The organism is Streptomyces sp. NPDC030862 (assembly GCF_055571835.1).
In genome coordinates this window covers 151,087-163,905 of record NZ_JBVIEN010000011.1, presented here as the reverse complement: position 1 = coordinate 163,905, position 12,819 = coordinate 151,087, and the positions used below count along the sequence as shown (strand labels likewise).

The 12,819-nt window shown below is 73.4% G+C and carries 12 protein-coding genes and 1 other RNA gene; 4 read left to right on the top strand and 9 right to left on the bottom strand.

Features of this window, described 5'->3' with window-relative positions; all coding sequences use genetic code 11:
• The first annotated feature begins 4 nt into the window (after positions 1–4).
• Positions 5–820, top strand: coding sequence for an SCO4651 family lipoprotein (locus ACZ42X_RS27935; protein ID WP_468295538.1), 816 nt, complete (start codon positions 5–7; stop codon positions 818–820).
• On the opposite strand, the gene eda is transcribed toward ACZ42X_RS27935, so the two are convergent.
• Together eda and yaaA are read right to left on the bottom strand one after the other, a co-directional pair.
• Entirely contained in the window at positions 817–1,464 is a 648-nt protein-coding gene (gene eda / locus ACZ42X_RS27930; RefSeq protein ID WP_468295535.1) for a bifunctional 4-hydroxy-2-oxoglutarate aldolase/2-dehydro-3-deoxy-phosphogluconate aldolase, read from the bottom strand. The two genes, ACZ42X_RS27935 and eda, sit on opposite strands and share 4 nt — an antisense overlap.
• A 98-nt stretch (positions 1,465–1,562) precedes the next feature.
• Positions 1,563–2,345: a peroxide stress protein YaaA gene (yaaA, locus tag ACZ42X_RS27925; protein ID WP_468295532.1), complete on the bottom strand. Its 783-nt coding sequence runs from the start codon at positions 2,343–2,345 to the stop codon at positions 1,563–1,565.
• Positions 2,346–2,532: 187 nt separating this feature from the next.
• Between yaaA and ACZ42X_RS27920 the strand changes: the two genes are divergently transcribed.
• Positions 2,533–3,981 carry an RNB domain-containing ribonuclease gene (locus ACZ42X_RS27920; protein ID WP_468295530.1) on the top strand — a complete coding sequence of 483 codons (1,449 nt, stop codon included), beginning with the start codon at positions 2,533–2,535 and terminating at the stop codon, positions 3,979–3,981.
• Here the strand turns inward: ACZ42X_RS27920 and ACZ42X_RS27915 are convergent.
• Both ACZ42X_RS27915 and ACZ42X_RS27910 read right to left on the bottom strand, forming a co-directional pair.
• Positions 3,932–4,543 carry a hypothetical protein gene (locus tag ACZ42X_RS27915; protein WP_468295527.1) on the bottom strand — a complete coding sequence of 204 codons (612 nt, stop codon included), beginning with the start codon at positions 4,541–4,543 and terminating at the stop codon, positions 3,932–3,934. The genes ACZ42X_RS27920 and ACZ42X_RS27915 overlap by 50 nt on opposite strands.
• Positions 4,540–5,316 (bottom strand): MerR family transcriptional regulator, encoded by a 777-nt coding sequence (locus ACZ42X_RS27910; protein ID WP_468295524.1) that lies wholly within the window; start codon positions 5,314–5,316, stop codon positions 4,540–4,542. Before ACZ42X_RS27910 ends, ACZ42X_RS27915 begins: the two co-directional genes overlap by 4 nt.
• An 89-nt stretch (positions 5,317–5,405) precedes the next feature.
• Here ACZ42X_RS27910 and rnpB point away from each other — a divergent pair.
• An RNA gene (gene rnpB, locus ACZ42X_RS27905) (RNase P RNA component class A) lies at positions 5,406–5,813 on the top strand.
• 8 nt (positions 5,814–5,821) lie between these two features.
• Here rnpB and ACZ42X_RS27900 read toward each other — a convergent pair.
• The 5 genes from ACZ42X_RS27900 to ACZ42X_RS27880 form a co-directional block, all read right to left on the bottom strand.
• Positions 5,822–6,118 carry a DUF6087 family protein gene (locus tag ACZ42X_RS27900; protein WP_468295521.1) on the bottom strand — a complete coding sequence of 99 codons (297 nt, stop codon included), beginning with the start codon at positions 6,116–6,118 and terminating at the stop codon, positions 5,822–5,824.
• Between the two features lie 161 nt (positions 6,119–6,279).
• Positions 6,280–7,329, bottom strand: coding sequence for an excalibur calcium-binding domain-containing protein (locus ACZ42X_RS27895; RefSeq protein WP_468295518.1), 1,050 nt, complete (start codon positions 7,327–7,329; stop codon positions 6,280–6,282).
• Between the two features lie 180 nt (positions 7,330–7,509).
• On the bottom strand, positions 7,510–8,397 hold the full coding sequence (locus tag ACZ42X_RS27890; protein ID WP_468295516.1) for a PhzF family phenazine biosynthesis protein: 888 nt from the start codon (positions 8,395–8,397) through the stop codon (positions 7,510–7,512).
• 144 nt (positions 8,398–8,541) lie between these two features.
• The gene (locus ACZ42X_RS27885) at positions 8,542–9,975 is read right to left on the bottom strand and encodes a hypothetical protein (RefSeq protein ID WP_468295514.1); all 1,434 of its coding nucleotides are present in this window, start codon (positions 9,973–9,975) and stop codon (positions 8,542–8,544) included.
• Positions 9,976–10,282: 307 nt separating this feature from the next.
• Positions 10,283–11,041 carry an SDR family oxidoreductase gene (locus tag ACZ42X_RS27880; protein WP_468295512.1) on the bottom strand — a complete coding sequence of 253 codons (759 nt, stop codon included), beginning with the start codon at positions 11,039–11,041 and terminating at the stop codon, positions 10,283–10,285.
• A 96-nt stretch (positions 11,042–11,137) separates the two neighbouring features.
• Here ACZ42X_RS27880 and ACZ42X_RS27875 point away from each other — a divergent pair, with 96 nt between their 5' ends.
• Complete coding sequence (locus tag ACZ42X_RS27875; RefSeq protein WP_468295509.1) at positions 11,138–12,751, top strand: alkaline phosphatase D family protein; 1,614 nt, start codon at positions 11,138–11,140, stop codon at positions 12,749–12,751.
• Positions 12,752–12,819: the final 68 nt, after the last annotated feature.

Genomic DNA, 12,819 nt, shown 5'->3' with positions numbered 1-12,819 from the left:
CATCGTGCTGGCAGCCGCGGGGGCGGCGCTCACGATGGTGCTGACGGGATGCGGTGGCGACGCCGGTCAGGGCAAGGGCGGTTCCGACCGCGCCGGGGGCGGGAGCCGGAGTGACGACGACAGCAGGCGGACCGACCCCCGTGCCGTGTTGATGGCCGCGGCCGCGAAGATGGACGCCCAGCCGTCGTACAAGACGATCCAGACGGGCCATGGCCCGGACGACCCGGGCAGCCGGTCCGAGATGCTCTTCCAGCGGAAGCCCTCGGCCACGGACATGAAGACGAAGTCGGCCACGGGGTCGCAACACATGATCTTCGCGGGCGGCCACGTCTACGTGAAGACCGACGCGATCCCCGGCAAGAGCTGGTACACCATGGACCTCGGCGGTGCCGACGGCGGCGACGCGGGGAACTCCCGTGCGGCGGGCTACGTCACCGAGTTCGCGGGCGCGCTCGCCGCGACCGACTCCACCGCGTGGGTCGCCGAGGAGAAGGTGGCCGGCCGCCCCGCCGACCACTACCGCGGCACGGTCGAGCTCGACCGGCTCGCCTCGTACGACGGCCCCGCCATGAAGAAGGACGTCCGCGACTCCTACGTCCAACTCGCCAAGAAGCAAGGCATGAAGTCGGTCGTCATCGACATGTGGGTCGGCAAGGACGACCTCGTCCTCAAGGCTCAGGAATCCGGCACGACCCCCAAGGGACAAGAGCAGCTCGCCGAGGAGTACTCCGACTTCGGCGCCGTCCCCCCGGTCACCGCACCTCCGGCGAAGACGGTCGCCAGCTGGGACGAGTTCGTCGCCGGCATGGGCAAGTCCTAGCGCTGGGGCGTATCCCGCAGCGACGACGCCTCGCGTGCCAGGGACTCCACCCGCGGCCAGTCCCGCGCCGCGAGGGCGTCCGGCGGGAGCATCCAGCTGCCGCCGACGCAGGCGACGTTCGGGAGGGCGAGGTAGGCGGGCGCCGAGGCGGCCGAGATGCCGCCCGTCGGGCAGAACCGCGCCCCCGGCAACGGGCCGGCCAGCGACCGCAGGTACGCCGTGCCGCCCGCCGCCTCCGCCGGGAAGAACTTCATGGTGCCGACCCCGCGCTCCAGCAGCGCGACGACCTCCGAGGCCGTCGACACCCCCGGCAGGTACGGCACGCCGGACGCGTCCATCGCGCCCAGCAGGCCGTCCGTCCAGCCGGGGCTCACCAGGAACCGCGCCCCCGCCGCGACCGCGTCCGCCACGCCGCGCGCCGAGAGCACCGTGCCCGCGCCGACCACCGCGTCCGGTACGCCGTCGGCGATGGCCCCGATGGCGTCGAGCGCCGCCGGCGTACGCAGCGTCACCTCGATCGCCGTCAGCCCGCCGGCGACCAGCGCACGCGCCAGCGGTACGGCGTCGGCGGCGTCATCGAGGACGACGACGGGGACGACGGGGGCGGCGGCGGCCAGGTCCAGCACGGAAGGCGCGGGGTTCACCCCGGCATCCTCCCGAGGCTCCGTGCACACCGCAACGACCGTTGCGCACTGCGCAACGGCGGCTCAGTGGATCTCGTTGCACAACGTGCAACCGCGGCTCAGTGGACCTCGTCCACCAGCACGTCCAGCTGCCACGCCTTCCCCGCCTTCGCCGGGGCCTCCGCCTCCACCACGTACCCCAGGTCCCGCAGCCCCTCCACGAGCTCGGCCGGCGAGCCGGGCGCGGCCCCGTTCTCCAGGAGGCTCCGGACGATCCGGCCCTTCGTCGCCTTGTTGAAGTGGCTCACCACCTTGCGCGTCGGCGCGTGCAGCACCCGCACCGTCGCCGTGCGCCCCGCGACCTCGCCCTTCGGCTTCCACGCCGCCGCGTACGCCGCCGACCGCAGGTCCAGCACCAGCCCCTCCCCGGCGGCCTCGGGCATCACCGCGGCCATGGGCGTACGCCAGTACGCGCCCAGCGCGCCCAGGCCCGGCAGCTTCACGCCCATCGAGCAGCGGTACGACGGGATCCGGTCGTCCACGCGCACCGCGCCCCACAGCCCCGAGAACACCAGCAGCCACTCCCGTGCCCGCTCGCGCGCCGCCTCGTCGAGCGTGGCCAGGCCCAGCGCGTCGTACAGCACGCCCGTGTAGATCTCCCCGGCCGGTCGCGCCCCCGCCGTCCGCAGCCCGGCGTTCTTGGCGACCTCGCCGCGCAGCCCCTCGCTGAGCCCGAGCACTTCGCGGGCCTTGTCCTCGTCGGCGGCGCACAGCTCCACCAGCTCGTCCAGCACGGCGGCCCGCGCCCCGGCGAGCCCCGGCAGCGACAGGGCGCCCGGCTCCAGCGGCGCGCCGCTCCCCGAAGCGGCCTTGCCCTCGGAGGGCGGCAACAGCACGAGCACGGTGGTTCTCCTTCGTCACGTACGAAAAGGGGGTGCGGCCCCCGCGCCAGCGTACGAGACGACGGCGAGGGGCCGCCGACGTGCCGCGGGCCACCGACATGCCGCGGGCCGCCGATGTGCCGCGAGTCACCGACGTACCGCGGGCCACCAACATGCCGCCTCCCGCCCCGCGGCCTACGCTCGGTCCATGCCCCGCCGCCAGATCCGCGTCACCGGCGCCGCCGAGGCTCCCCTCCGGGCCGCGCTGGAGGCGCTGCGCGCCCGGCTCGACGTCCCCGGCGCCTTCCCGGCCCCCGTCCTCGCCGAGGCGGAGGCCGCCGCCAAGGCGCCGCGCCCGCCGGCCCGGGACGCCACCGACATCCCGTTCTTCACGGTCGACCCGCCCGGCTCCACCGACCTCGACCAGGCCATGCACCTCGCCCACCGGCCCGACGGCGGCTACCGCGTCCACTACGCCATCGCCGACGTCGCCGCCTTCGTCACCCCCGGCGGTGCGCTCGACGCCGAAGCCCACCGCCGTGTGCTCACCCTCTACTTCCCCGACGCCCGCGTCCCGCTCCATCCCCCCGTCCTCTCCGAGGGCGCCGCCAGCCTCCTCCCGGGCCGCCCGGTCCCCGCCCTCCTCTGGCGCATCGACCTCGACGCGTACGGCCACCCCGTCGCCACCGACGTCGAACGCGCCCTCGTCCGCAGCCGCGCCCGCCTCGACTACGCCGAGGTCCAGGAGCAGATCGACACCGGCACCGCCGAGGAGCCCATCGCCCTCCTGCGCGACATCGGGATCCTGCGCGAACGCCTGGAGGCGGAGCGCGGCGGGATCTCCCTCAACGTCCCCGAGCAGGAGGTCACCCGGAGCGACCGGGACGGGACCTACAGCCTGGAGTACCGCGCCCCGCGCCCCGCCGACGGCTGGAACGCCCAGATCTCCCTCCTCACCGGCATGGCCGCCGCCGACCTCATGACCGCCGCCGGCACCGGCATCCTGCGCACCCTGCCCACCGCACCCTCCGGCGCCGTGGCCCGGCTGCGGCACTCGGCGAAGGCGCTGGGCATCGCGTGGCCGCACCACGTCTCGTACGCCGCCCTCGTCCGCTCGCTCGACCCGCGCGACCCCCGCCACGCCGCCTTCCTCCAGGACTGCACCACGCTCCTGCGCGGCGCCGGCTACACCGTCTTCGACGGCGGCAAGCTGCCGGAGCCGGCCGTCCACGCCGCCGTCGCCGACGCGTACACGCACTGCACCGCGCCGCTGCGCCGGCTCGTCGACCGCTACGCCGGCGAGCTCTGCCTCGCGGCCGCCGCGGGCCGCGAACCCCCCGAGTGGGTACGCGCCGCCCTGCCCGCGCTCCCCGACGAGATGGCCGCGGGCACGCGCCGGGCGGGCACCGTCGAGCGGGAGTGCGTCGACCTCGTCGAGGCGGCCCTGCTCCAGGACCACGTCGGCGAGGTCTTCGACGCGTACGTCGTCGACGTCCACGACCGGGACCCGGCCGTCGGCACGGTCCACCTCCAGGACCCGGCGGTCGTCGCCCGCGTCGAGGGCGGCACGCGCCCCCTCCCGCTGGGCGAGCGGCTGCGCGTACGGCTCACCCAGGCCGACCCGGGCCGGGCGAAAGCGCTGTTCGCGCCCGCCTGACCGCGGCCACCAGCGCCCGCGCGTCGTCCGCGTGACAGCGCACCGTACGCACCGGGTACCGCCCGCCCAGCAGCCGTACGGCGGTGACGGGCTCGGCCAGCTCGATCGTGACGGACGTCTGCGACGCGACCGCCAGCTGGAGGGCCCCCTCCTCCTTCGGGTGCGAGAAGAGCAGCTCATGCCGTACGGACGCGATGCGCTCCAGCGGTATCAGCACATCCACGTGCCCCGCCTGCCGCACCCGCAGCGCGTCGCGGGTCAGCACGTGCGGCCGGGTCACCGACGCGGCGTGCAGCCCCAGCACGAACAGCACGGTGTACACGTCCAGCACCAGGAACACCTGGTGCACCACCGGCCAGGGCGCCAGCAGCCAGGCCATGCCCACCGTCTCGACGGCGCACACGAAGGCGAAGCCGTACATGTACGCCGCCTGGTCCCGCGCGTGTGCGAACACCCCGAGGACGTCCGCCCCGCCGACCCCGTCCGGCCGCCTGGCCACCCACCGCGCGAGGCTCGCCAGGAGCCGCGCCTCGTGCCGGACGAGCGCCACCACCGGCCTCACCGCCCCCGCTCCCCGACGATCCGCAGCGCCCGCCGGAGGGCCTCGGCCTGCGCGGGCGCGAAGTCCGCGAAGAACACGTCCATGAGCGCCCGGTCCTCGGTTTCCGCCGCCTCCGGCACCATCCCGTCCGGCAGCAGCCCGGCCAGCGCCCGCGCGGTCTCCTCCACCTGTACGTCGTCGACCGCGGCGTCCGCGAGCGCGTCGAGCCGCTCGTACACCTCGTACGCCCTGTCCATCGCGCCCGGCGCCAGCGTCACCGCCCGCATGGCCTCCACCAGCCGTTCCCCCTCCTCTCCGGGTGCCACGGACTCCAGCAGCGCCAGCACCTCCCGGTCCCGCGCGGCCATCGCGGGCTCGGGCCCGGGCCGTGCGGCGGAGGCCCGGGCCATGTCCCCGAACAGCTCCGCGAGCCCCGGCGACACCGGCCCCTCGACCGGCAGCCGCCCCGCCCGCGCCTGCCCGAGCAGCACCCGCAGCCGCTCCCGCCGCGCCCCGATCTCCGCCTCCTGCCGCGCCAGGTCGGCGTCCAGCTCCTCCAGGACGTCGACGAGCTCACGCCCCGCGTCGTCGGCGAGCACGTCCCGCACCTCCTCCAGCCCGAGCCCGAGCTCGGTCAGCCGCCTGATCCGCGCGAGCAGCACGGCGTCACGCAGCCCGTACTCCCGGTAGCCGTTGGCCCGACGCGGGGGCTCGGGCAGCAGCCCCAGGTGGTGGTAGTGCCGCACCGCACGCGTGGTGATCCCGACGAGGGCGGCGATCTCTCCGATTCGCATGCGACCAGTACAAACGTTGACGCTGCGGCAAGGTCAAGGCGTCCGGTCCCGGCGTCGCGGCAGCCGGGTACCATGGTCGACACGGCAGACGAGCCGGGCGGACGGCCGCGTGGGGATCCTCGGATCCTCCCGAGGAACGTCCGGGCTCCACAGGGCAGGGTGGTGGGTAACGCCCACCCGGGGTGACCCGCGGGACAGTGCCACAGAAAACAGACCGCCGGGGACCTCGGTCCTCGGTAAGGGTGAAACGGTGGTGTAAGAGACCACCAGCGCCTGGGGTGACCCAGGCGGCTAGGTAAACCCCACCTGGAGCAAGGTCAAGAGGGGACGTCCTTCGCAAGAAGGGCTCCCTGCGCGGACGTTCGAGGGCTGCCCGCCCGAGTCCGCGGGTAGACCGCACGAGGCCGACGGCAACGCCGGTCCTAGATGGATGGCCGTCGCCCCGACGACCGCGAGGTCCCGGGGCACAGAACCCGGCGTACAGCCCGACTCGTCTGCCCCACACCTACCGGGGAGCCTGCGGCTTCCGGTGTCTCCCGGTTCCGGGTCCGAGCTTCGGTGCCGGCGCCTCGGCAGGCGCCGTCTCGGCCTCGGGGAACAGCACCCGCCTCGCCTCCGCGAGGTTTGCCGCGAAACCGTGGGGCTCCCACATGTGCCCGTTCCACCGCTGGATCGCGCGGGGTGCATCAGGGTGCAGATGCGACCCGCGGGGCCCGTCGCCGCTCACGAGCGGCACGGCGCGGAGTTGTCCGATCCTCGCGTCGCGGCGCTCGGCCCACTGGGACAGCGGTTCATCGTCCATGCGCCGGAGGGTAGTGCTCGGACGAGCCGGTGCTCCCGGCACAGCGGGAAGCTTCCCCCGATCCGGTACGGGTGGGGCCCTTCGATGACGCGAAGCCGCACCGAGCCGGGGTACGAACGACGAAGCCCCCGCCAGGGGCGGGGGCTTGCCGGGGCCGGTGGCTAGCGGTCGCAGGCGATGCCGTCGCCGTCCCGGTCCAGGCCCTTGCGGTAGCCCGGTTCATCGCTGCGGATGGGGGCCACGCCGGCGGCCTTGGCGGCGTCGCAGTTCTTGTAGTAGGCGCTGCCGCCCCCGCCGGAGCCGGTCGAGCCGCCGGACGACGAGGAGCCGCCGGACGTCGAGGAGTCCGAGTCGTCGTCGCCGGTGCTGGGCGGCGGCGTCGTCGGGTCGGGGTGGAGTTCGGTGTGCTCGTCCGTCGGGCACGCGGTTCCGGGCGCGGTCAGCTTGAGGTACGCCGTGGTCGTCTTCGGGGACTCGATCTGCTTGCCCTCCTCGGGCTCCTGGAAGCAGACCTTCCAGTCGTCCACGGACGCGGGGAGCGTGACGTCGGTGTACGCGCTCTGCGGCTCGATCTCCTCGAAGCCGATCGGCTTGAGGGTGTCGGACGCCTTCGTGAACGTCAGGCCGACGACCTTCGGCATCTTCGGGTGCGGGATCGGCTCGCCGTCCTTCGCGGGGCACGGCCACTCCGCGCGGACCACGCCGAAGTCCAGGGTGGGCGGCTTGCCGGTCTTCTTCGCCGCCACAGTCTGGAAGCAGACGCGCCAGTTGTCGTCGTCCCACTGGCCGGCGTCCTTGTCCGAGGCGTCGTGCGAGACGGAGTCGTACCCGGCGGCGTCTGCCGCGGCGCGGGCGTCCTTGAGGTTCTTGCCGACGTAACTGGGCGGCCCCGCCGGGCTCGGAGTGGTGCCGGGTGCCGGAGTCGTCGGCGCCGTGCTCCTGGTCGCAGTGGGTTTCGCGTCGGCCTCCTGGTCCTTCGGCGGGTCGCTGAGGACGATCGCCAGGAACCACACGCCGGAGAGCACCGTGGCGACGATCTTCTTCGTCCGGCTCCAGCCACTGAGCCAGGCGAGCGCGATGCCGCCCGGCGGGATGAGGACCAAGGCCGTGATGATGAGCGCGGGGTGCTGCCACCAGCGGCGGACCGGCGAAGGCGCATACGGATACGGCGGGGGCTGCTGCGGGTAGCCGGGCGGCGGCGGTGGCGTCATCGGGTCTCTCCAGGAGCGGTGAACTGAGCGCCGCTCAAACTACACAAGATGTTCACAGTTGGAGTGGGCATTCCGAGGATTGAGGCTCTACGCCCCCGCGGGCGCCCCGTGACACGGCAACTGCCGCACCGGCGGCGCACTCAGGCCCATCGGGGGGTGGCAGCCCTCCTGAGGCGCCCGCTACCCGATGATCCGCGCCCCGGCGCCGCTCACGCGGACGCGGCCCTCGCCCGCGCGCAGTTCGACGGTCAGGACGCCCGGGCGGCCCATGTCCTCGCCCTGGTGGAGGGTGAGCACCGCCGCCTCGGGCACCAGGCCCACCTCGCGGGCGTACGCGCCGAAGGCGGCCGCCGCCGCGCCCGTCGCCGGGTCCTCGACGACGCCGCCCACCGGGAACGGGTCGCGGACGTGGAACACCGTCGGCGAGGCGCGCCACACCAGTTGGACCGTCGTCAGGTCCAGGCGGCGCATCAGCGTCGCGAGGCGGTCGAAGTCGTACGCCAGATCCGCCAGGCGGGCCCGGGTCGCGGCGGCCAGCACCAGGTGGCGGGCGCCCGCGAAGGCGATCCGGGGCGGCAGGGCCGCGTCCAGTTCGGCGGGTGACCAGCCCAGCGCCTCCAGCGCCTCCTGGACGTCGGCCGGCGAGACCTCCTCGACGCGCGGCTCCACGCTGGTGAGCGTGGCCCGCAGCGCGCCGCCGTCCTCCGGCACCGACACCGTCACCGGCACGGTCCCGACGGGCGTGGCGAACGCCAGGTCCCCGGGCCCGAGGCGCTCGCCGAGCGCGACGGCCGTCGCGACGGTGGCGTGCCCGCAGAAGGGCACCTCCGCCTTGGGGCTGAAGTAGCGGATGGTGAACGCCCGCCCCGCGCCGGCGCCGTCCAGCTCCGCCGGCGGCGGCGTCAGGAACGCGGTCTCGCTGTACCCGAGCTCGGCGGCGATCGCCAGCATGTCCGCGTCACCGAGCCCGGCGGCGTCGAGGACGACACCCGCCGGGTTGCCCCCGTCGGGGTCGGCGGAGAACGCCGTGTAGCGCAGGACCTCGGCGGAGCGCGAAGTGATCGTCATGTCCGTCCCAACGCACCCGGGGCGGACTCTTGTTCCACGCCGCGCCGCCTCAACCGTGTCCGACGAACGAGCAAGGACTCAAGCCCCCGACCCGGGCCAGTGGCCAAGGCTGCCCCGCCGGGGCGGGGCAGCCGGCGGACTCCGTTACTGGGTGACGGAGTACAGCATGCGTTTCCCTGGGAATTCGCTGACGCTCCAGATGAGGTCGGCTCCGTCCCGTGGCCAGACCGAGAGGTCCTCCACGCCGATCGCCGCGACGCGGCGGACGGGGTCGGCGGTCAGCGTTCCGGTGCTGGTGCCGGGCTGGGTGGCCTTGATCAGGGTGCCCAGCTTCGTGGAACCGTAGCTCTGGCTCAGGTACCAGGTCCCGTCGATCACGGCCGCGCCCTGGACGGTGCCGTTCTGATCCCATGTGGAGACATAGGGAATGCGGTAGGCCGCGTCGGCCCGCCACATCCCGTTCGCGTCGGTACGCGGGACTCCACCGCTGGTCTCCATCGGCCAGCGGATGACCCGGCCCGTCTCCTTCGGACCGGACACGGCGGTTGCCGAGCACCACTCACCGCTCACGATGTGCCGTACGGATCCGGAGCGGTCCAGGCTCGCGTAACTGGTCCTCGGGGTGCGGTCGTCCGCGGTGCAATCCTTGTCCTCGTCCTGCATGTCACAGCCGGGCAGGCCGCCAGGGAGGTCGAAGTCGTCGCATGCGGCGTTGGTCCAGCCGGTGGACTCGGGGAGGATGTACCGGTAGCCGTGACCGTAGTAGACGCCGTCCTGCCGGCCCACCATGCGCTTCTCGGTCAGGTTGCCCTTGTCGCCCGCGGCCTTGAGATCCATGATGTCCCGCAGGTCGAACACGCGGAAACCACGGGCCGTGTCGGGCACGTACAGCTTGTACCCGTACCACACGATGCCGCCGGCGTGCAGGGAACCCTCTCCGTAGCGCTGCGACGTGCGCAGGCTCATGTAGCTGGCGTTCTGGTTGACGTTGTCGTACGGGTAGACCAGCAGGACGTGCGCGTACTTGCCGGTGTTCTTGTCGATGATGCTGATCCGCACGCCCTTGACGTCGGTGTTCTTTCCGTCCTTGTCAGGGGATTCGGTGACCTTGTCCAGGTGGTACCAGGTGACGATCATCGGCCGGTGTTCGGACGGGTTCCAACCGATGTCGGGTTCGGGATCGCCCCAGACCTGGTCCGCGTCGGCGTCGGCGACACTCGTCACGCCCTGGGGACGCCACTCGGGGGTGCCGCCGTCGGTTCCCGCGTCGTCGGCGTCGAAGCAGATGCTGCTGTACAGGTTGTCGATGGGGACCCCGGCCGACGCGGACGGGTTGCACGAGCCGGATCGTTCCCGTGTGCCCGTGTTGTTCGCCTCCTGGAGGATCTTGTTGACTCCGACCGTTGGGATCTCGGCCTTCAGCTCGCTCGTGAGCCTGCCCAACGTGGCCTGGTTGCGTACCGGCCGCAGTACGAAGTTGTCCAACGACAGGCCATGGTCCTCGGCGGCCTGGACACCCTGCTCGGCCTGAGCCTGTGGACTGCCCGGCCCGAGCAGTGCGAGCGCAACGGTCGCCATGCCGGCGGCCATTGCCACGAAACGCCTCTTCAACTGGTTCCTTCCCCGTAGCCGCCGCTCATGGCCCCCGTCGGCGGCGGAGCCTCCGACCTCAGACGCGGTCGGTGCGTGTCAGCGGCGACCCTACGCACCGGGGTGATCATCCGACAAAACGTTCGGACGCGGCTGGGTCCTGTCCGGCGGATCGTGTTCGGGCAGGGCTCGGTGGGTTGGCCAGTACGGGGGCGACCCGCCGCCTTGCGATCACACGCACCAGACGCCGCGGGCCCTGCCCTGCGGGCAGACGGCGCTACTTTCCGGACACCCCCTAGCCGCGCCCGATGTACGGCATCGTCGTCGCCATGACCGTCGCGAACTGGACGTTCGCCTCCAGTGGCAGCGCCGCCATGTGTGCCACCGTCCGGGCCACGTCCGCCGCGTCCATCACCGGTTCGGGGGCCAGGGTGCCGTTCGCCTGGAGGATGCCCGCCTGCATGCGTTCGGTCATCTCCGTCGCCGCGTTGCCGATGTCGATCTGGCCGCAGGCGATGCGGTACGGGCGGCCGTCCAGCGAGAGCGACTTCGTCAGGCCCGTCATGGCGTGTTTGGTCGCCGTGTACGCGATCGAGTGCGGGCGCGGCACGTGCGCCGAGATGGAGCCGTTGTTGATGATCCGGCCGCCCTGCGGCGACTGCTCCTTCATCTGGCGGTACGCCGCCTGGGCGCACAGGAACGCGCCCGTCAGGTTGACGTCGACGACCGACCGCCACGTGTCGTAGGCCAGGTCCTCGACCGGCGTGCCGCCGCCCGCGAAGCTGCCCGCGTTGTTGAAGAGCAGGTCCACGCGGCCGTACCGGTCGCGTACGGCGGCGAAGAGGGCCGCCACCGCGTCGGGGGAGGTGACGTCCGTCGGGACGCACAGCACCTCCGCACCCGCGCCCGCGCGTGCCGCCGTCTCCTCCAGGGGCTCGGCCCGTCGGCCCGCCAGCGCCAGCGACCAGCCGTCCTCCGCCAGTGCCAGCGCCACGCTCCGGCCGATGCCCGAGCCCGCGCCCGTCACCACCGCGATCCTCCGTACAGCGTTCATGGGGCCGCAGCGTACGGGAGGGTCCGGCACCTGGAACTCATATGGCCGACATGTGGATGTTGTGGACGCGACAACCGGGCCCGGTGCACTGAGCGCATGACCGCCGAACTGCGCGCCGCCGCCCGCCACTTCGACCGCCGCCGCTTCCTCACCGTCACCGGGGCCGCCGCGGCCCTCGCCTTCGCCGTGAACCTGCCGGCCGCGGGCGCGGCGAGCGCCGCCGAGCTCGACGCCCGGATGATCACCGAGGACCCCTTCACGCTCGGCGTCGCCTCCGGCGACCCCCTCCCCGGCTCCGTCCTGCTGTGGACGCGCCTCGCGCCCCGCCCGTACGAACCCGGCGGCGGCCTGCCGCGCGCCCGCGTCCAGGTGCGCTGGGAGCTCGCGCACGACGAGGCGTTCACCCGGATCGCCAGACGCGGCCACGCCACCGCGCACCCGGAGTTCGACCACACCGTGCACGTCGAGGCGGGCGGCCTCGCGCCCGGGCGCCCGTACTACTACCGCTTCCGCGCCGGAGCCTGGCTCAGCCCCGTCGGCCGCACCAGGACCGCGCCGCACGCCGCCGCCCGCGTCGGGGAGCTGCGGCTCGCGGCGGCGTCCTGCCAGGCGTACCACGACGGGTACTTCACGGCGTACCGGCATCTCGCGGAGGAGGACGTCCACGCCGTCTTCCACCTCGGCGACTACCTGTACGAGTACGCCGTCGACGCGGCCGGCGGCCACCGCCGCTACACCGACCGGCAGCTGCCCGCGCACTTCAACCGGGAGACGGTGACCCTGGAGGACTACCGCCTGCGGTACGCCCTCTACAAGACGGACGGGGACCTGAAGGCCGCGCACGCCGCGCACCCCTTCGTCGTCACCTGGGACGACCACGAGACCGAGAACAACTACGCGGGCGGCACCCCCGAGAACGACGTGCCGCCGGAGGAGTTCCTGCTGCGCCGGGCCGCCGCCTACCGCGCGTACTGGGAGCACCAGCCCCTGCGCACCCCGCAGCGCCCGGTCGGGGCGGACATGCGGCTGTACCGGCGGCTGCGCTTCGGCGACCTGGCGCAGTTCGACATCCTCGACACCCGCCAGTACCGCTCCGACCAGGCCTACGGCGACGGCTGGCAGACGCCCGGCCCGGAGTCGGAGGACCCGGCCCGCACCATGACCGGCGCGGAGCAGGAGCGCTGGCTCCTCGACGGCTGGAAGGACTCCGGCGCGGTGTGGAACGTGGTGCCGCAGCAGGTCACCTTCGCCCGGCGGCGCAACGTCCCCGGGCCCGACTTCAAGCTGTCCATGGACGCCTGGGACGGCTACCCCGCCTCCCGCAAGCGCATCCTCGACGGGGCCCAGGCCGCCGGGGTGAAGAACCTCGTCGTGCTGACGGGCGACGTGCACGTCGGGTACGCCTTCGACCTCAAGGCCGACTTCGACGACCCCGCCTCCCGCACCATCGGCACCGAGCTCGTCGCCACCTCCGTCAGCAGCGGCCGGGACGGCGCCGACAAGCCCGCCAACTGGGACAACCTCACCCGCGCCAACCCGCACCTGCGGTTCTACAACGGCCGCCGCGGCTACCTCAGGGTCACGCTCACGCCCGAACACGCCCGCGCCGACTTCCGTACCGTCTCCGCGGTGACGACCCCGGGCGCCTCCGTCACCACCGCCGCGTCGTTCGTGACGGAGGCGGGGGATCCGGGCCTCCGGCCGGTATGACCCCGGCGGGGGCCGCCCCCGGCGGACCGCACCCGGCTCTTGAGGTTTCAACCATTGCCGTCGACCTG